The organism is Streptomyces sp. NPDC054786 (genome assembly GCF_053611685.1).
This window is the reverse complement of sequence record NZ_JBSHAW010000023.1, coordinates 104,348-122,093: the sequence shown is the minus strand read 5'-3', so window position 1 is coordinate 122,093 and position 17,746 is coordinate 104,348. Positions and strand designations below refer to the sequence as shown.

The window sequence follows — 17,746 nt, the reverse complement described above, 5'->3', positions numbered from 1 at the left end:
CCGGGGCTGTCCGTCCGAAGGCCGTCCGCCCGGAGCCGGTCAGGAACGGACCACCGCCTTGGCCGGGGAGGCGCCCCGCCCTCCCCGAGCCCGTCGTGCGCCGTCCCGCAGCCCGCCTAACCGGACGAACAACAATGCGCTCCGGACGACGGCGTACGCGCCCCCTGTCGTGGCGCAGGCGCACTCCAGGAGGTGGACTCACTCGAACGAGCCGTGAACCCGCGCGGGCGGTTTGTCGCCCATGTGGGTGATCTGGTGGGTGCTGAGGTGAGACTTCCCACCGGAACGGCGGGCGGACGGTGCCGAATTGACGTCGCCGGGCTGGCATCCTGGGCGCGGTACGCAGTCTCGGGTGTGTTCGCCTCGCCCTGCCCGTCCGCCGGGCAGGAGGATGGTCGCCCTGCGCGCGTCGCAGCACCCCGCAGAAAACGGACCGACTCGACGGTACGGCCCGTCCGCCCCGACCCAGGAGCCCGACCACGTGATCAGCACCCCGACCTCGGCGCACGGGCTGTCGCCGCTGCGCACGGTCCAGGTGCTGGGGCACGGCAGCGCCGGCAGCGCCGCGCATGTCCGCTCGCTGGCCGAAGGGCTCGTCGCGCGCGGGGTGCGGGTGACCGTCTGTGCCACGCCGGAGACCGAAGAGGCCTACGACTTCACCGGCGCGGGCGCGCGGTTCGTGTATGTCCCTCCACGGGCGGATCCGGCGAGCGTGGCCTCGTTGCGCAGCGCCTGCTGGGATGCCGACCTCGTGCATGCGCACGGTCTGCGGGCCGGTCTGCGGGCCTCGATGGCGTTGCGGGGACTACGCGGCCCCCGGGGCGGGCGACGGGTTCCCCTGGTCATCACCTGGCACACCAAGGCGCACATCGTCGGCGCACGGGCCGGGCTGGTGCATCTGATGGAGCGGCGGGTGGCGCGGGCGGCCGCCGTCGTCCTGGGAGCCTGCTCCGACCTCGTGGACCGGGCGCGCGATCGGGGTGCGCGCGACGCACGGCTCGCGCCGGTCGCGATTCCGCGCCCCCGGCCCGGCGGCGTACCGGCCGAGCCCGAGTGCCACGACCGGATGCGCCACAAGGAGCGGGCCGAACTGGGCGCGGTGGACCGCCCGTTGCTGCTCGCGGTCGGTCGTCTCGACCTGAGCCAGGGGCATGACCTGCTGCTGGACGCGTCGCATGCCTGGTGCGCGCTCGACCCGCAGCCGTTGGTCGCCATCGCGGGGGAGGGCGAGCAGCGGGCCGCGCTGCAGCGGCGGATCGACGCCGAGCAGTTGCCCGTCCAGCTGCTCGGCCGTCGCGACGATGTGCCCGAACTCCTCGCCGCCGCCGACCTGGTGGTGCTGCCCAGCAGGTGGGAGGCCCGCTCGCTGATCGCCCAGGAGGCGCTGCGGGCCGGGGTGCCGCTGGTCGCCACCGACACCGGGGGCACCCGCGAACTGGTCGGCCGGGCCGCGGAACTGGTGCGTTACGGCGACGCCGCCGCCCTGGCCCGTACGGTTCTCGCGCTCCTCGCCGACCCCGCACGGCGGGATGCGCTCGCCGCGGCGGGCCGTGCCCAAGCGGCCGGCTGGCCCAGCGAGAACGACACCGTCACCCAGGTCCTCAGCGTCTACGACGAGCTGACCCAGCCGATTCAGCCGGTGTAGCCGAGTCGGCCGATGCCGCCGAGCCAACCGGTCCGACCTGGTCCCACCGGTTCAGCCGAGGGGGACGGCGGCCACGCGGGTCGCGGGGCAGCAAGCCGTCCCGCGGAATGCCGCCCCGCTGAATCCGGCCCCGGCGACCCGCTCCCGTGGCCGCCTCCAAGGGGCGCCACCTCCCGCGGCAGCCGCCCCCGACCCGCCGCCCGTCACGGCTTGTCCGTATGGCGCCTGGCGCGCAGGGCCAGCCGCAGGCCCAGGACCGTCTGCGGATCGTCCAGGTCCGTGCCCAGCAGCTGGGCGATGCGGGCCAGCCGGTCGTACAGCGTCTGCCGGTTCACATTCAGGTCGCGGGCGGTCTCGGCCTTGCGGCCCGCGCTGGCCAGATAGGCCTCCAGCGTCGGCAGCAGCGGCTGACGGGCACCACGGTCATGGGCGAGCAGCGGCCCGATGGCGCGCTCCACGAAGTCGGTGAGTACTCCCTGCTCGCCGTGTTCGCGCATCCGCCACAGCAACAGCTCGATGTCCAGGCGGCGCGCGTCGTACCAGGGCTGTTCCGGCAGCCCCTGGGCCGCGGCCGCCGCCTCCGCGGCATGCCGCAGGCCGGGGCCCGCCGCCGCCCAGTCGCCCGGTGTACCGACCACGACCACCGGGCGGTGCGCGGCCGGCCGGTCCAGGCCCGCGCGGACGACTCCGGCGCGCAGTGCCTCGGCGATCCGGTCGGCGAGCGCCTCGCGGTCCTGGCCGGCGCGCAGTGCGATGAGCATCGGGACCCGGCCCTCCACGGGGCGTACGCCGAGGAGCACGGGCACTCCGGGGGCGGCGAGTTCCTCACGCAGGGCCTGGGCCAGGAGCGCCCAGCTGCCGGGGGAAGGAAGGCCGGCCGGCAGTCGCATCACCACCGGGAGCACGGGTTCCGCGCCGGGGCGGAAGCCCAGCAGACGGGCCTGGCCGGGCGCCTCGGACGCGGAGATCCGGTCCTCCGCCAGGTCGGCGAGGAAGTCGCCGCGGCCCCGGGCGGCGAGCACCTCCTCCTGGCGGGACTGCAGCATGACGACGGCGAGGAGACCGGCCGCGCGCTCGGCGGCGATCCGGTGCACCGGCGCCAAGGGGGCGTTCACGGGCAGCAGGACGAGGCGGGCACGGACCGCGTCGGGGCCATGGCCGCCGCCCGGGACGTCGATGCGGACGCCGGTGTCGCGCAGGCCCTCCCAGGCCAGCAGCGGATCGGCGTCCGCCGGACCGTCGTCGTCGGCGTCCGGGCCCGCCGCGTACAGCGGGCTGCCGTCGGGGGCCTCCAGACAGAGCGGGTTGCCGGTGAAGACGGCCAGCAGCCGGAGCACCTCGGGAGCGCCGCCGCCGCGCAGCAGCACGTCCGTACAGCGCCGCAGGATCTCGTCGGCGCGCCGCAGCAGCGCGTAGTGGCTGTTGATGATCTCGGTGTGGATCGCTTCGGTGACCGTGACGTACGGAACCTCGCGGTGCAGCTGGATCAGTGGCAGTCCGCAGTCCCGTGCGGCGTCGACCAGCGCGGCCGGCAGGGATTCGAAACGGGAGCCCAGCTCCACGACGAGCGCGGCGATCTCGCGGTCCGCGAGCTTGCGGATGAAGGCGCGCTGTTCGGACGGCCGGGCACCCAGTCCGAGCCCGGTGGTCAGCAGCAGCTCGCCGCCCTTGAGCAGCGAAGCGATATGCGGGACCTCGCCCGCGTGCACCCAGCGCACCGGGCGGTCCAGCCGGTCCCCGCCGGCCAGGACTTCCGGCAGACCGCGTCGCAGCGCGGGCAGCTCCAGCGCCCTGCGTACCGTGATCTCGGCTTCGATCTTCGCTTCCGGCCCCATGGCGTGGAACGGTACCCGTAGTCCGCTATCCGGAGCTGCGTGGCCCGGATCGCGGTCCCGCGTCGCACCGGGGCGGGGGCACGGCGGTACACCGGCCCGCCCCCGCCGCCCCCTCATGCCGACTCCCGCACCACCAGCCGTGCCCCCGTGATCACCGGCGCGAGCGCCGCCGGATCGGTCCCCCGCGCACGCTTCGCTCCCGGCGCTCCCTCCGTCCCCTCGGCCTTCCGCGGATCCAGCAGTCGCAGCAGCAACCGGGCCATCAGCCGCCCCATCTCCTCCACGTCCTGCCGCACCGTGGTCAGCGGCGGATCCGCCCAGGCCGCCGGCTCCAGATCGTCGTAGCCGACCACCGCCACGTCGTCCGGCACCCGTCGCCCGCGGGCCCGGAGCGTGCGCAGCGCGCCGTTGGCCATCAGGTCCGAGCAGGCGAAGACGGCGTCCAGGTCCGGTGAGGCATCGAGGAGCGCGGCCATGGCCCGCTCGCCGCCCTGCGCCGTAAAGCCTCCGTCCGCGATCAGCCGTGGATCCGGCTCCGATGTGCCGAGCGCATCGCGGTAGCCGTCGAGACGGTCCACCGCGGAGGTCTGGTCGAGCGGTCCGGTGATCACGCCGATCCGGCGGCGGCCGCGGCCGAGGAGATGGCGTACGGCCTGGCGGGCGCCGTCGCGGTTGTCGGTGTCGACGTACAGCGCCCGCGGCGCGCGGTCGGCGCCCGCCCAGTCGGGCCGGCCGCCGTAGACGGTGGGCAGTCCGGCGCGCTCTGCCATGGCCGGCAGGGGGTCGTCGCGGTGCAGCGAGAACATCAGCGCACCGTCGACATGCCCGGCCGACAGATAGCGGCCGATGCGGTCGTAGTCGGCGCGGTGCTCGACGAACATCAGCAGGAGCTGGGTGTCCGCTGCGGCCAGTTCGCGGCTGATGCCGCGCAGCTGGCGTCCGAAGAACGGATCGCTGAAGACCCGGGTCTCCGGCTCCGCGATGACCACGGCGACCGCTCCCGTGCGGCGGGTGACCAGGGAGCGGGCCGCGCTGTTCGGTACGTAGCCCAGCTCGGTCACCGCCTCGCGGACCCGTTCCTGGACCGCGGCCCGTACGCCCGCACCGCCGTTGACCACGCGGGACACCGTGGCGCGGGAGACCCCGGCGAGCGCCGCGACCGCCTCCAGCGTCGGGCGCGGACCGTTCGGCTCAGACACCATTCAACTCCTTTTTCCACACGGTGACTTGACGGTATGCCGTCGAGTCGGCAGGGTTCACTGCGCACGATATGAGAGCGCTCTCACACTGGATTGCCCCACGGAACTCCACACCCCCCACCGCCCGAAAGAATGTCATGAGCATGAGATATCGGCCCGGAAGCCGGGTGCACAAGCGGCGGCAAAAGCGGGCAGGAGCCCTGCTCTTCGCCGCGAGCACCGCACTCGTCACCACCTGTGCCCTCACCCTCCCGACGGCGTCCGCCGAGGAGGCGGCCCCCGCCCCGCACGCCGCCCCTGGCGCGAAAGCCGGCCCCACCGCCTTCCAGGAAGTCTGGCGTACGGACTTCGACGGTGCCGCCGGATCACGCCCCTCCGCCGACGACTGGATCACCGACACCGGCACCGGCTACCCCGGCGGCCCCGCCAACTGGGGCACCGGCGAACGCGAGACCTACACCGACCGCCCCGAGAACCTCCAGCTCGACGGCGCGGGCCACCTCAAGATCACGGCCCTCAAGGACGGCGCCACCTGGACCTCGGGCCGCATCGAGTCCCGGCGCACCGACTTCGCCGCCCCGGCCGGCGGCACGCTCCGCATCGAGGCGAGCATCCGGATGCCCGACGTCTCCGGTGACGGCGCCCTCGGCTACTGGCCGGCGTTCTGGACGCTGGGTGCCGACTACCGCGGCAACTACCAGAACTGGCCGGGCATCGGCGAGTTCGACATCATGGAGAACGTCAACGGCCTCAACAAGGTCTGGGGCACGCTGCACTGCGGCGTCAACCCCGGCGGGCCGTGCAACGAGACCCAGGGCAAGAGCAATTCCCGCGAGTGCCCGGGCAGCGCCTGCCAGGCCGGATTCCACACCTACGCGCTGGAGCTCGACCGCACCGACGGCGCAGCGGAATCGCTGAACTGGTACGTCGACGGACAGAAGTTCCACACCGTGCACGCGTCCGAGATGGATGCCGACACCTGGGCGAAGGCCACCCACCACGGCCACTTCCTGCTGCTCAACCTCGCCATGGGCGGCGCGTTCCCGGACGGCGTCGCGGGTTTCGCCACCCCCACCGACGCCACTCGGCCCGGCGGTTCCCTCCTCGTCGACCATGTCGCGGTCTCCGTCCAGCAGCCCGCACAGGCCCGTACCGACCGGCCGTCCCGGCGTCCCGCCCCGCAAGGAGCCACCTCATGATCACTCGCCGCAGCCTGCTCGGCGGCCTCGCCGCCGGTGCCGCCACCGCCTCCGGTATCGCGGTGGCCGGCCGTGCGATCGGCGCCACCGCACCGGCCGGTGCCCCGGCCCACGCGTCCGGCCGCGCCGCGGCCGGAATGCCGCTGCACCTCGTCAACAACTCCGGCGAGTACGCCAATGCGTCGGTATGGGTCTACATCGTCGGCAACGACGGCACCCAGCAGGTGCGCGTCACCCCGGACGGCGAACTCAAGCCCGTCGCGATGGCCGACAACGGCTCGGACGGTTTTACCGACTACGCCATACCGCTCGCCGCGAGCGGCACCACGACCCTGCAGCTGCCGCAGATGTCCGGCCGGATCTACACCGCGCTGGGCGGCAAGCTCAAGTTCAAGGCGGTCGAGGACGGCAACGGCAAGGCCGCGCTCGCCTACCCGGCCGGCTGGGTCTCCGCCGACCCCAACTTCGACGTCCTCCACGACTGCGCCGAGTTCACGTACAACTCCGGCGGGATGTTCTGCAACACCACGATGGTCGACATGTTCAGCGTCCCGCTCGCGATCAAGCTCACCGGGGCCAAGGAGCAGACCACCGGCACACTCAAGGACGGCGCCCGCGCCAAGGTCTTCTCCGACGTCAAGGCCGCCGAGGGCTTCGACCGCCTGGTCATCGGCGACAAGCGCGTGATCGCCCCCGGCCACGGCCTGGACAGCGGACTGTTCGCCAAGGACTACTTCGCCCCGGCCGTCGACGAGGCCTGGTCCGCCTACGCGGGCAAGGACCTGTCCGTCACCACCGACGCGGGCACCTTCACCGGCCGGGTCAGCGGCGGAAAGCTCACCTTCACCGGCCCCAAGACGGTCTCCTTCGACAAGCCGTCCACCCGCGATGTCCTCTTCTGCGACGGCACCCTCGCGGCCCCCAACGACGGCACCCTCGGCCCGGTCGCCGCCATCCTGGGCGCCGCCCTCAACCGCTCCACCCTCACCTCGCAGGCACACCAGCCCACCACCGACCCGGCCGCCTTCTACCAGCAGCGGCTGACCAACCACTATGCCCAGGCCATGCACGCCGCGACGCGGGACGGCAAGGCGTACGGCTTCGCCTTCGACGACGTGGCCGGCTTCGCCTCGTACATCGAGGACGGCGCCCCGAAGGAGATCACCCTCACCCTGACCCCCTTCTGACGCAAAAACGGTGCCGCCCCGGTCCACCAGGGCGGCACCGTCCGCGCCGGGGGTCAGCCTCCGTAGGCCCCGCTGGCCGTCAGCCGCAGCGCCGTGTCGATCAGCGGAACATGGCTGAACGCCTGCGGGAAGTTCCCCACCTGCCGCTGGGCCCTGGGGTCCCACTCCTCCGCGAGCAGTCCCAGGTCGTTGCGGAGCGAGAGCAGCTTCTCGAAGAGCTTGCGGGCCTCGTCCACCCGGCCGATCATCGCGAGGTCGTCGGCGAGCCAGAACGAGCACGCCAGGAAGGCGCCCTCCTCACCCTCCAGACCGTCCACCCCGAGATCGTCCGCACCGGACGTCGGGTAGCGCAGCACGAAGCCGTCCGCGGTGGACAGCTCCCGCTGGATCGCCTCGATCGTGCCGATGACGCGCTTGTCGTCCGGCGGCAGGAAGCCCATCTGCGGGATCAGCAGCAGCGAGGCGTCCAGCTCCTGCGAGCCGTAGGACTGGGTGAAGGTGTTGCGCTCCTTGTCGTAACCGTTCTCGCAGACGTCCCGGTGGATCGTCTCGCGCAGGTCCTTCCAGCGCTCCAGCGGCCCGTCGACGTCCCCGGACTCGATCAGCTTGACCGTGCGGTCGACCGCGACCCAGGTCATGACCTTGGAGTGCACGAAGTGCCGGCGCGGGCCGCGGACCTCCCAGATGCCCTCGTCCGGCTCGTCCCAGTGCTTCTCCACCCACTGGATCAGCTTGAGCTGGAGCAGCGAGGCGTAGTCGTTACGGGCCAGACCCGTCATGTGCGCCAGGTGCAGCGCCTCGGTGACCTCGCCGTACACATCGAGCTGGAGCTGCCCGGCGGCGCCGTTGCCGACCCGCACCGGACGTGAATTCTCGTATCCGGGAAGCCAGCTGAGCTCGTTCTCGCCCAATTCACGCTCGCCGGCGATGCCGTACATGATCTGCAGGTTCTCCGGATCGCCGGCCACCGCCCGCAGCAGCCACTCCCGCCAGGCCCGCGCCTCTTCGCGGTAGCCGGTGCGCAGCAGGGAGGACAGGGTGATCGCGGCGTCCCGCAGCCAGGTGAAGCGGTAGTCCCAGTTGCGGACGCCGCCGATGCACTCCGGCAGCGAGGTCGTCGGCGCCGCCACGATCCCGCCGGTCGGCGCGTATGTCAGCGCCTTCAGCGTGATCAGCGAGCGCACCACCGCATCGCGGTAGGGGCCGTGGTACGTGCAGTGCTCGACCCACTCGCGCCAGAACTCCTCGGTCGCCTCCAGCGACGCCTCGGGCTCCGCCACGGCCGGCGGCGGCTTGTGGGAGGGCTCCCAGCTGATCGTGAACGCGATCCGCTCACCCGGCGAGACGGTGAAGTCGGAGAACGTCGTCAGGTCCTTGCCGTACGTCTCCGCCGCGGTGTCCAGCCACACCGAATCGGGGCCCGCGACCGCGACCGTCCGCTCGTCGATCTTGTGCACCCAGGGCACGACCCAGCCGTAGGAGAACCGCATCCGTAGCTGCGAGCGCATCGGGACGCGGCCGCTGACGCCCTCCACGATGCGGATCAGCTGCGGCGCGCCATCACGCGGCGGCATGAAGTCGATCACGCGGACGGTGCCGCGCGGGGTGTCCCACTCCGATTCCAGTACGAGCGAATCGCCCCGATAGCGGCGGCGGTCGGCCGGTGCGGGCCGTCCCCCGGGGCCGTTGACCGGCCCCATCCGCCAGAATCCGTGCTCCTCCGTGCCCAGCAGCCCTGCAAAGACCGCCGGGGAGTCGAAGCGGGGCAGGCACAGCCAGTCGACCGTGCCGTCCCTGCACACTAGAGCGGCGGTTTGCATATCGCCGATAAGTGCGTAGTCCTCGATGCGCCCGGCCACGTGCATCTCCCGTCGAACTGGAGTCACGCCCCCCATGGGACGTTGTGATCTGTCCGTCCTGCCCATGAAACGTCGCCGAGCAGCGGGACCGGAAATCGGGCTGGGGGCACCGCCCAGCGGTAGCTGGGGGAGGGTGGTGCCATTCCGGACGGCTCGTTGCGAGTGTCCGAGCAGGATACGACGCACGTGGGTGATCCGCGCGACCCTCGCGACGAGTGAAGCGGTCCAAATGGGTGGCCTCCGTCACGTGACAGTGTCATCCGGGCCGCCACCGCCAGGTTCCCATGTGTGGCCGGACACGACCATGCCCGGTCGCTGATAGCCTGGTACCCCGTGGACCGGTGGGACGCAGATAGATGTCACGGCAGAAGTCACGGCACCCCCGAACCGCAGCGACGGCACCCTGAATCCCAGGCCCCACGCCGCTTCGCACCTCTCCACCTCGCGACCACGGGAGCTCCCTCTTGGCCATGCCGCCCAAATCCACGACGACCAAGCACCTCTTCGTCACCGGGGGCGTCGCCTCCTCGCTGGGCAAGGGGCTCACCGCCTCCAGCCTGGGTGCTCTCCTCAAGGCGCGCGGTCTGCGGGTCACGATGCAGAAGCTCGACCCGTACCTGAACGTCGACCCGGGAACGATGAACCCGTTCCAGCACGGCGAGGTCTTCGTCACCAACGACGGTGCCGAGACCGACCTGGACATCGGCCACTACGAGCGGTTCCTGGACGTCGATCTCGACGGCTCCGCGAACGTGACCACCGGCCAGGTCTACAACACCGTGATCGCCAAGGAGCGGCGCGGCGAGTACCTCGGTGACACCGTGCAGGTCATCCCGCACATCACCAACGAGATCAAGCACCGCATCCGGCGGATGGCGACCGAGGACGTCGATGTCGTCATCACCGAGGTCGGCGGCACCGTCGGTGACATCGAGTCGCTGCCGTTCCTGGAGACGGTCCGCCAGGTCCGCCACGAGGTCGGCCGGGACAACGTCTTCGTCGTGCACATCTCGCTGCTCCCCTACATCGGCCCCTCCGGTGAGCTGAAGACCAAGCCGACCCAGCACTCGGTCGCGGCGCTGCGCAACATCGGTATCCAGCCCGACGCGATCGTGCTGCGCGCCGACCGCGAGGTCCCGACCGCGATCAAGCGCAAGATCTCGCTGATGTGCGACGTCGACGAGGCCGCGGTCATCGCCTGCCCGGACGCGCCGTCGATCTACGACATCCCGAAGGTCGTGCACGCCGAGGGCCTGGACGCCTATGTCGTGCGCAAGCTGGACCTGCCGTTCCGCGACGTGGACTGGACCCAGTGGGCCGATCTGCTGCAGCGCGTCCACAACCCCGACCACGAGGTCAAGGTCGCGCTGGTCGGCAAGTACATCGACCTGCCGGACGCCTACCTCTCGGTCACCGAGGCACTGCGGGCCGGCGGCTTCGCCAACAAGACCCGCGTGAAGCTGAAGTGGGTCACCTCCGACGACTGCAAGACCCCGGACGGCGCCGCCGAGCAGCTCGCCGACTGCGACGCCGTGTGCATCCCCGGCGGCTTCGGCGACCGTGGTGTGGACGGCAAGGTCGGCGCGATCACCTACGCCCGGGAGAACAAGCTCCCGCTGCTCGGCCTGTGCCTGGGCCTGCAGTGCGTGGTCATCGAGGCGGCCCGCAATCTGGCCGGCATCGCGGGCGCGAACTCCACCGAGTTCGACCCGGCCGCCGCCGACCCGGTGATCTCCACGATGGCCGAGCAGATGGACATCGTCGCAGGTGAGGGCGACATGGGCGGCACGATGCGGCTGGGTATGTACCCGGCCAAGCTCGCCGAGGGCTCCATCGTCCGCGAGGTCTACGACGACCAGCCGTACGTCGAGGAGCGCCACCGCCACCGCTACGAGGTCAACAACACCTACCGCGCCGAGCTGGAGAAGAAGGCCGGGCTGCAGTTCTCCGGTACCTCCCCGGACAACAAGCTCGTCGAGTACGTCGAGTACCCGCGCGAGACGCACCCCTACCTCGTCGCCACCCAGTCCCACCCGGAGCTGCGCTCCCGCCCGACCCGCCCGCACCCGCTCTTCGCCGGGCTGGTGAAGGCCGCGGTCGCGCGCAAGACGGGCACCGCGAAGTAAGCACACCACGGCGGATACGGTTGCCGGGGTACGGCCTCTTCCGAGGTCGTGCCCCGGTTTCTGCGTTGGTACAGGCAACACACAGGAGGACGCGCCATGACGATCAAGGACACCCCGGAGGAGTGGACGGTCATCGCGTCCAGGACGCCGTTCACCGGAAACAAGACCAGCGTGCGCACCGACGAGGTCGTCATGCCGGACGGCAGCTCCGTCACGCGCGACTACCAGGTCCACCCCGGGTCCGTGGCCGTCCTGGCCCTCGACGACACGGGCCGGGTGCTGGTGCTGCGCCAGTACCGCCACCCCGTACGCCAGCGGCTGTGGGAGATCCCCGCCGGGCTGCTCGACGTCCCCGGTGAGAACCCGCTCCACGCGGCGCAGCGCGAGCTCTACGAGGAGGCGCACGTCAAGGCCGAGGACTGGCGGGTGCTGACCGATGTCTACACCACGCCCGGCGGCTGCGACGAGGCCGTACGGATCTTCCTCGCCCGGGGTCTGTCCGAGGCCGAGGGGGAGCGGTTCGAGGTCTCCGAGGAGGAGGCCGACATGGAGCTGGCACGGGTGCCGCACGACGAGCTGGTCCGTGGGGTGCTCGCCGGTGATCTGCACAACAACTGCCTCGTCGTGGGGGTGCTCGCGCTGACCGCGGCCCAGGGCGGCGACGGCCTGGACGCACTGCGGCCGGCCGATGCCTCGTGGCCGGCCCGCCCCTTCGAGGCCTGAGCCGCCGGGCCCGCCGCGAGCCGGTCGGATGATCCACCGATCCGATCGGGTGACTCAACCGCCCTGCTCTGCAGGGGAGGTGACGGCCCGTGAACTACGCTCGGCAGCGTTCCGTCCCAGCGGCGGACGCGTACGCGCAGGTGGACGGGAGCGTGACCGGTGACGGATCAGGCGGTGGGCGGGGGGCACCTCCCGCCGGAGATGGTGGACGGGGCCGCCACAGCGGCACCCGGACAGTGGGCATCGGGGCCCCGCAGGGACGGTGCCGCCGGCCGCCCCGCCGCCCCCGCGGCCGTCACCGCACCCGCCCCCACCGGGTTCGCCGGCCGCCGCCGCGAGCTCAAGGCACTGCACGCCGATATCGCCCGGGCCGGCCTGGACACCCTCTCCGGCCACAAGGGCGCCCGCAGCCGGGTACTGCTGATCGCCGGCCGTCCAGGATCCGGCCGTACGGCCCTGGCCGAGGAGCTGCTGCGCGAGCTGGCCGACGGACATCCCGACGGGGTGCTGCGGGCCACGCTGACCGGGCCGGGCGGCGAACCGGCCGACACCGCCCGCACCGCGCGTGACCTGCTGGCCGCGCTCGGCCTCGACGCCCCGCCCGGCGCCGCCGAGGACGACCTGACCGAGCAGCTGCGCCAGGCCCTCGCCGGGCGTCGTGCGCTGCTCTTCCTGGACGACGCACCGGGCGCGGAACAGGTCGAACCGCTGCTCCCGGACGCCCCCGACTGCCTGGTCGTGGTGGTCGCGCAGGGGCCGCTGACCGGCATTCCGGACGTCCGGCCGTGCGCCCTGGGCGGCCTGGACAGCGCGGCCGGTGTCGAGATGCTCAGCCGGTACGCCGGGCCGACCCGGATCACCGTCGATCCGCGGACCGCCGACAGCGTCGCCGAGGACTGCGGCGGCCAGCCCGCCGCGCTGGTGCTGGCCGGTGCCTGGCTCGCCGCCCGCCCCAAGTCCTCGGTCGCCGATCTGCGCCAGGCGCTGCACGCCGTCCCGCTGCCCCCGGACCTGCCCACCGGCGCCCGCCCGCTGTTCCGCGCCTTCCGGCTCGTCTACGACGCGCTGCCGTCGCCCGCCGCCCGCATACTGCGGCTGATCACCCTGGCGCCGGCCGGCCTCGTGGACGCACATATCGCCTCCGCGCTGGCCGGCTGCTCGGTGGCGGCGGCCGCCACGACGCTGGGCGACTTCGCCACGCTCGGCCTGCTGCGGCCGGTCGCCGCCGAGGAGGACGGGGCCGCCGACGGCGGTACGCCCGACCTCGCCCTGCGCCCCCAGTACCGCCTGCCCGGCTGCCTCGGCCCGCCGGCCGGCGAACTGCTGCGGGAACACGAGCGCCCGGCCGACGTCCAACTGGCCCGCGCCCGGATGCTGGAGCGGACCGTACGGCTGCTGCAGTCCTGCCGGGCGATGGGCGAACCGGCCGATTCCCCCGCGCGGCAGAAGGTCGCCGGGCTGCCGCGCTCGCTGCGTTTCTCCTCGAAGGGCGCCGCCGCGCACTGGCTGCGCAGCCGCCGTGGTGCGCTGCTCGACGCCGCCCGGATCGCCGTCGCGGACGGTGAACTCGACACCCTGGACCGGCGGTTGATGGCCGCGCTGACCCGGACGCTGCTCGCGCACGAGGGCCCCGAGGCCGCCGCGCCGGACCTCTATGCGCTGCACGGGCTGGTCCTCCAGGTCGCCGAGCGGCGCGAGCTGCCGCGGGAGAGGGCCGCCGCCCTGCTCAACCTCGCGGACCTGGACGGGCAGGCGGGACGTACCGATCAGGCGCTCGCCCGCTACCGGGGTGCGCTGGAGGCGGCCCGCTCGGTGCAGGATCCGGTGGCGACCGGCCGGGCGCTGGAGTCGCTGGGCGGCACGTACACCGCGCTGGGGGACTGGCAGCGGGCCGCCGACTGGTACGGGAGGGCGCTGGAGCTGCGGCTGGCCCGGGGCGAGGGCGGGGACGCGGCGCGGCTGCACGGCCGGATCGGCGGGGCGCACACCTACGCGGGCCGGTGGGGCGAGGCGCTCAAGGCGTGGCGGGCGGCCGTCGGGACGTACCGCAGGACCGGCGATGTGGCCGGCCAGGCGCGGGCGACCGGTGAGCTGGCCCGGGTGCAGGAGTACGCGGGACGGCCCGAGGAGGCGCTGCGGACGTGTCTCGAAGCCCTCGACATCGCCCGGAAAGCGGGCGACGGACGACTGGAGGCGGCACTGCAACTACGGATTGCGGACACCCTCGACCGGCTCGGAGATCCAGCAGCGGCACGGCTCCATCGGGCCGTGGGAGAGCGACTCCTCGAAGATCACTCCAAGTGACCTGCGAAATCGGTAGTGCTTCTCGCAAGATTTAATGCTTTGCAAGGCTAGACAACGAGAGCTCCTTCAATAGACTGGCCGGGCCGCGTTCGGCGCGGTCAGTTCCGTCATGCATCGCATGAGGGGATAATTCCTCCTGCACCCTCTCTTTCAAGGACCGTGATCGACGTGAAGGTCGGCATCCCCCGCGAGGTCAAGAACAACGAGTTCCGCGTGGCAATCACGCCCGCCGGAGTCAACGAACTCGTCCGCCACGGCCACCAGGTCTTCATCGAGAAGGACGCCGGCGTCGGCTCGTCCATCACGAACGAGGAGTACGTCTCCGCCGGTGCCACCATCCTGGACACCGCCGATGAGGTCTGGGGCACTGCTGACCTGCTGCTGAAGGTCAAGGAGCCGATTGCGGAGGAGTACCACCGCCTCCGCAAGGACCAGACGCTCTTCACCTACCTGCACCTGGCCGCCTCCCGGGAGTGCACGGACGCGCTGCTGGAGTCCGGCACCACCGCGATCGCCTACGAGACCGTCGAGACGGCCGGCCGCCAGCTGCCGCTGCTCGCCCCGATGTCCGAGGTCGCGGGCCGGATCGCCCCGCAGGTCGGCGCCTACCACCTGATGCGCCAGGCCGGCGGCCGCGGTGTGCTGCCCGGTGGTGTCCCCGGTGTCCACGCGGGCAAGGCCGTCGTCATCGGTGGTGGCGTCTCCGGCTGGAACGCCGTGCAGATCGCCGTGGGCCTCGGCTTCCACGTCACCCTGCTCGACAAGGACATCAACAAGCTCCGCGAGGCCGACAAGATCTTCGGCACCAAGGTGCAGACGATCGTCTCCAACGCCTACGAGCTGGAGAACGCCGTCGTCGAGGCCGACCTCGTCGTCGGTGCGGTCCTGATCCCCGGCGCCAAGGCCCCCAAGCTGGTCACCAACGAGCTCGTCGCCAAGATGAAGCCCGGAAGTGTTCTTGTCGACATCGCGATCGACCAGGGCGGCTGCTTCGAGGACTCCCGTCCCACCACGCACGCCGAGCCGACCTTCACGGTCCACAACTCGGTCTTCTACTGCGTCGCCAACATGCCCGGCGCCGTGCCGAACACCTCCACCCACGCGCTCACCAACGCCACGCTGCCCTACATCGTGGAGCTGGCGAACCGCGGCTGGGTCGAGGCGCTGCGCCGTGACCCGGCGCTGGCCAAGGGCCTGAACACGCACGACGGCAAGGTGGTCTACCAGTCCGTCGCCGAGGCCCTCGGCCTCGAGCACGTCGAACTGCGCACCCTCCTCGGCTGAGGCGTCAACGAAGCGCGTCAACGCTGCATATCCGGCCGGGCCTTGTCGACAAGGCCCGGCCGGTTGCGTGCGGGCAGTGCGGAACGCCTTATTCCGGAACGCCGGCCCCCAACTCGCCGCGAACGTGACCCTTTAGCCGTTTCGCGCACCCCTGAAACTTCAGTCCGACGCCACTTGCGCCCTTGACATCGGGGGTCCGGTTACCGACACATCGTGCCGGGTCCGGCGGATTGTGTTGCTGCGGACGCCCGACACGCCATAGAGTCGCCAACCGTCGGCATGGTGCCACGCTGACCTATCGATAAAGTTTCCTGGTCACATCCAAGGAGGTAAGACGACTTGTGAATGAGTCGACATTTTCTCCCGGAGGTGGTCAACCAGGAGTGGTTGCACGGGGCCAGGGTCCCTCGGGGCTCGAGGCTGTCGGCTCCGTTGCGGTCCACACCTTCGCAGCCCACCAGAGCATTTCCACGACAGCCCACCAGAGCATGGACGGCCATCACGTGAACGCCATGGCCGGCGACCGGGGCAGTGGAGAACCCGCCCGTCTCGCCGACTACGACGACCTGCCCCAGGGGCACTTCTACGATCCGGACGCGGAGTACGAGCCGGACCCCGAGTACGCCGCGACGCTCGCGCCGGACGCCGCGCGCCAGCGCCGCGAACGCGTCGGCCCGACCGGACGCCCGCTCCCTTACTTCCCCATCCCGGGACCGCTGTCCGACCACGGCCCCGCCAAAATCATCGCCATGTGCAACCAGAAGGGCGGGGTCGGCAAGACCACCTCGACCATCAACCTGGGTGCCGCGCTTGCCGAATACGGACGACGGGTGCTGCTCGTCGACTTCGACCCGCAGGGCGCCCTGTCGGTCGGACTCGGCGTCAACCCGATGGAGCTCGATCTGACGGTCTACAACCTGCTCATGGAGCGGGGGATGTCGGCCGACGAGGTGCTCCTGAAGACCGCGGTTCCCAACATGGACCTGCTGCCCAGCAATATCGATTTGTCTGCGGCAGAGGTGCAGTTGGTCAGCGAGGTCGCGCGCGAGTCGACCCTGCAGCGGGCCCTGAAGCCGCTGCTGGCCGACTACGACTACATCGTCATCGACTGCCAGCCCTCCCTCGGTCTGCTCACCGTCAACGCCCTGACGGCGGCTCACAAGGTCATCGTGCCGCTGGAGTGCGAGTTCTTCGCGCTGCGTGGTGTCGCGCTGCTCACCGAGACGATCGAGAAGGTCCAGGAACGGCTCAACCCCGAGCTGGAGCTGGACGGCATCCTGGCGACGATGTACGACTCCCGCACGGTGCACAGCCGTGAGGTTCTGGCACGTGTCGTCGAGGCCTTCGACGATCACGTCTACCACACCGTCATCGGCCGTACGGTCCGCTTCCCCGAGACCACCGTCGCGGGCGAGCCGATCACCACGTACGCCTCCAACTCCGTCGGCGCCGCCGCCTATCGTCAGCTCGCCAGGGAGGTGCTCGCCCGGTGTCACGCCGAGTGAGTCTGCCGGGAGCCGACGAACTGTTCCGTACCACCGGGGGAATGGGGCTGCAGCCCTCCAGCCCCCGTCGGCAGGCGAACGGCTCCACGGCCAACGGTGAGGCGCCCCGGGTGCCCGCACCGGCCGGCGAGCCCGATACGGCGGAGGACGGGCCGGAGACGGCCACCGCGGCACGGCAGCGGCGGTCCGGGGGCGGCTGGGACACCCCGGCGGCGACGGCCGGCGACGGCGGACCGGCCACGCCGCCCCGGGTGCCCGCCGTCGGGTCCCCGGCCGAGCACAGCGGCCGCGAGAGCGACGGCGACCCCGCCAAGAGCCACCGGGCTCAGGCGGGGCAGGGCGGCCAGGCAGGTTCCGACGCGACCGCCCAGGCCGGTGGCCAGGCCCGCCGGCGCGGCGGCTCCCGCGGCGCCAACCGCCGCCCCAGCGGCCGGGAACGGCACGACGAGAAGATCACCGTCTATGTCTCCGCCGAGGAGCTCATGGACCTCGAACATGCGCGGCTGGTGCTGCGCGGCGAACACGGCCTCGCCGTCGACCGCGGACGGATCGTCCGCGAGGCGGTCGCCGTCGTCCTCGCCGACCTGGAGTCGCGCGGCGACGCCAGCATCCTGGTGCGGCGGCTGCGGGGGCGCTGACGCCCGGCCCCCGCACACGCGTGGGGCGCGGCCGCTCCGGCACCGCCGGGTGCCCCCGTCGTGGCCGCTCGCCGTTGTGGCGGAGTTTTCCTGTGACGGTCGCCCTGGTGCCGAAACGTCACGCCGCGCGGGACCGGCCGCGTCGGGTCGGCCATGGCGCGGGCGCCGCGAGATAGCCTGCCCCCTCGGCGGGGTGTCCCGCCCGTGACCAGCCCGTCGCCCCGGCACGGGACCGCAGCACC

The 17,746-nt window shown here is 72.0% G+C and carries 12 protein-coding genes; 9 read left to right on the top strand and 3 right to left on the bottom strand.

The genetic code is table 11. The features are described from left to right. The first annotated feature begins 481 nt into the window (after positions 1 to 481). On the top strand, positions 482 to 1,645 hold the full coding sequence (locus ACWGI6_RS20645) for a glycosyltransferase family 4 protein (protein WP_453268858.1): 1,164 nt from the start codon (positions 482 to 484) through the stop codon (positions 1,643 to 1,645). A 203-nt stretch (positions 1,646 to 1,848) separates the two neighbouring features. On the opposite strand, the gene ACWGI6_RS20640 is transcribed toward ACWGI6_RS20645, so the two are convergent. Together ACWGI6_RS20640 and ACWGI6_RS20635 are read right to left on the bottom strand one after the other, a co-directional pair. Beyond that, positions 1,849 to 3,480 carry a PucR family transcriptional regulator gene (locus ACWGI6_RS20640; RefSeq protein WP_453268857.1) on the bottom strand — a complete coding sequence of 544 codons (1,632 nt, stop codon included), beginning with the start codon at positions 3,478 to 3,480 and terminating at the stop codon, positions 1,849 to 1,851. 113 nt (positions 3,481 to 3,593) lie between these two features. After that, positions 3,594 to 4,682 (bottom strand): LacI family DNA-binding transcriptional regulator, encoded by a 1,089-nt coding sequence (locus ACWGI6_RS20635; RefSeq protein ID WP_453268856.1) that lies wholly within the window; start codon positions 4,680 to 4,682, stop codon positions 3,594 to 3,596. Positions 4,683 to 4,816: 134 nt separating this feature from the next. On the opposite strand from ACWGI6_RS20635, the gene ACWGI6_RS20630 reads away from it, so the two are divergent. Further along, positions 4,817 to 5,878 carry a glycoside hydrolase family 16 protein gene (locus ACWGI6_RS20630; protein ID WP_453268855.1) on the top strand — a complete coding sequence of 354 codons (1,062 nt, stop codon included), beginning with the start codon at positions 4,817 to 4,819 and terminating at the stop codon, positions 5,876 to 5,878. Continuing rightward, positions 5,875 to 7,065 carry a beta-1,3-glucanase family protein gene (locus tag ACWGI6_RS20625; protein WP_453268854.1) on the top strand — a complete coding sequence of 397 codons (1,191 nt, stop codon included), beginning with the start codon at positions 5,875 to 5,877 and terminating at the stop codon, positions 7,063 to 7,065. Before ACWGI6_RS20630 ends, ACWGI6_RS20625 begins: the two co-directional genes overlap by 4 nt. A gap of 53 nt (positions 7,066 to 7,118) precedes the next feature. On the opposite strand, the gene ACWGI6_RS20620 is transcribed toward ACWGI6_RS20625, so the two are convergent. After that, positions 7,119 to 8,930, bottom strand: a complete 1,812-nt coding sequence (locus ACWGI6_RS20620) for a glycoside hydrolase family 15 protein (protein WP_453268878.1) — start codon at positions 8,928 to 8,930, stop codon at positions 7,119 to 7,121. A gap of 464 nt (positions 8,931 to 9,394) precedes the next feature. Here ACWGI6_RS20620 and ACWGI6_RS20615 point away from each other — a divergent pair, with 464 nt between their 5' ends. The 6 genes from ACWGI6_RS20615 to ACWGI6_RS20590 all read left to right on the top strand — a co-directional run bounded on the left by ACWGI6_RS20615 (position 9,395) and on the right by ACWGI6_RS20590 (position 17,504). Continuing rightward, the gene (locus ACWGI6_RS20615; RefSeq protein ID WP_453268853.1) at positions 9,395 to 11,050 is read left to right on the top strand and encodes a CTP synthase; all 1,656 of its coding nucleotides are present in this window, start codon (positions 9,395 to 9,397) and stop codon (positions 11,048 to 11,050) included. 96 nt (positions 11,051 to 11,146) lie between these two features. Further along, complete coding sequence (locus tag ACWGI6_RS20610) at positions 11,147 to 11,773, top strand: NUDIX domain-containing protein (protein WP_453268852.1); 627 nt, start codon at positions 11,147 to 11,149, stop codon at positions 11,771 to 11,773. A 159-nt stretch (positions 11,774 to 11,932) separates the two neighbouring features. Further along, the gene (locus ACWGI6_RS20605) at positions 11,933 to 14,077 is read left to right on the top strand and encodes a tetratricopeptide repeat protein (protein ID WP_453268851.1); all 2,145 of its coding nucleotides are present in this window, start codon (positions 11,933 to 11,935) and stop codon (positions 14,075 to 14,077) included. A 168-nt stretch (positions 14,078 to 14,245) separates the two neighbouring features. Further along, positions 14,246 to 15,361, top strand: coding sequence for an alanine dehydrogenase (gene ald, locus ACWGI6_RS20600; protein WP_453268877.1), 1,116 nt, complete (start codon positions 14,246 to 14,248; stop codon positions 15,359 to 15,361). A 488-nt stretch (positions 15,362 to 15,849) separates the two neighbouring features. After that, a complete protein-coding gene (locus ACWGI6_RS20595) occupies positions 15,850 to 16,866 on the top strand; it encodes a ParA family protein (RefSeq protein ID WP_030078562.1) in 1,017 nt (338 codons plus the stop codon). Further along, a complete protein-coding gene (locus ACWGI6_RS20590; protein WP_453268850.1) occupies positions 16,851 to 17,504 on the top strand; it encodes a hypothetical protein in 654 nt (217 codons plus the stop codon). Before ACWGI6_RS20595 ends, ACWGI6_RS20590 begins: the two co-directional genes overlap by 16 nt. The last annotated feature ends 242 nt before the right edge of the window (positions 17,505 to 17,746 follow it).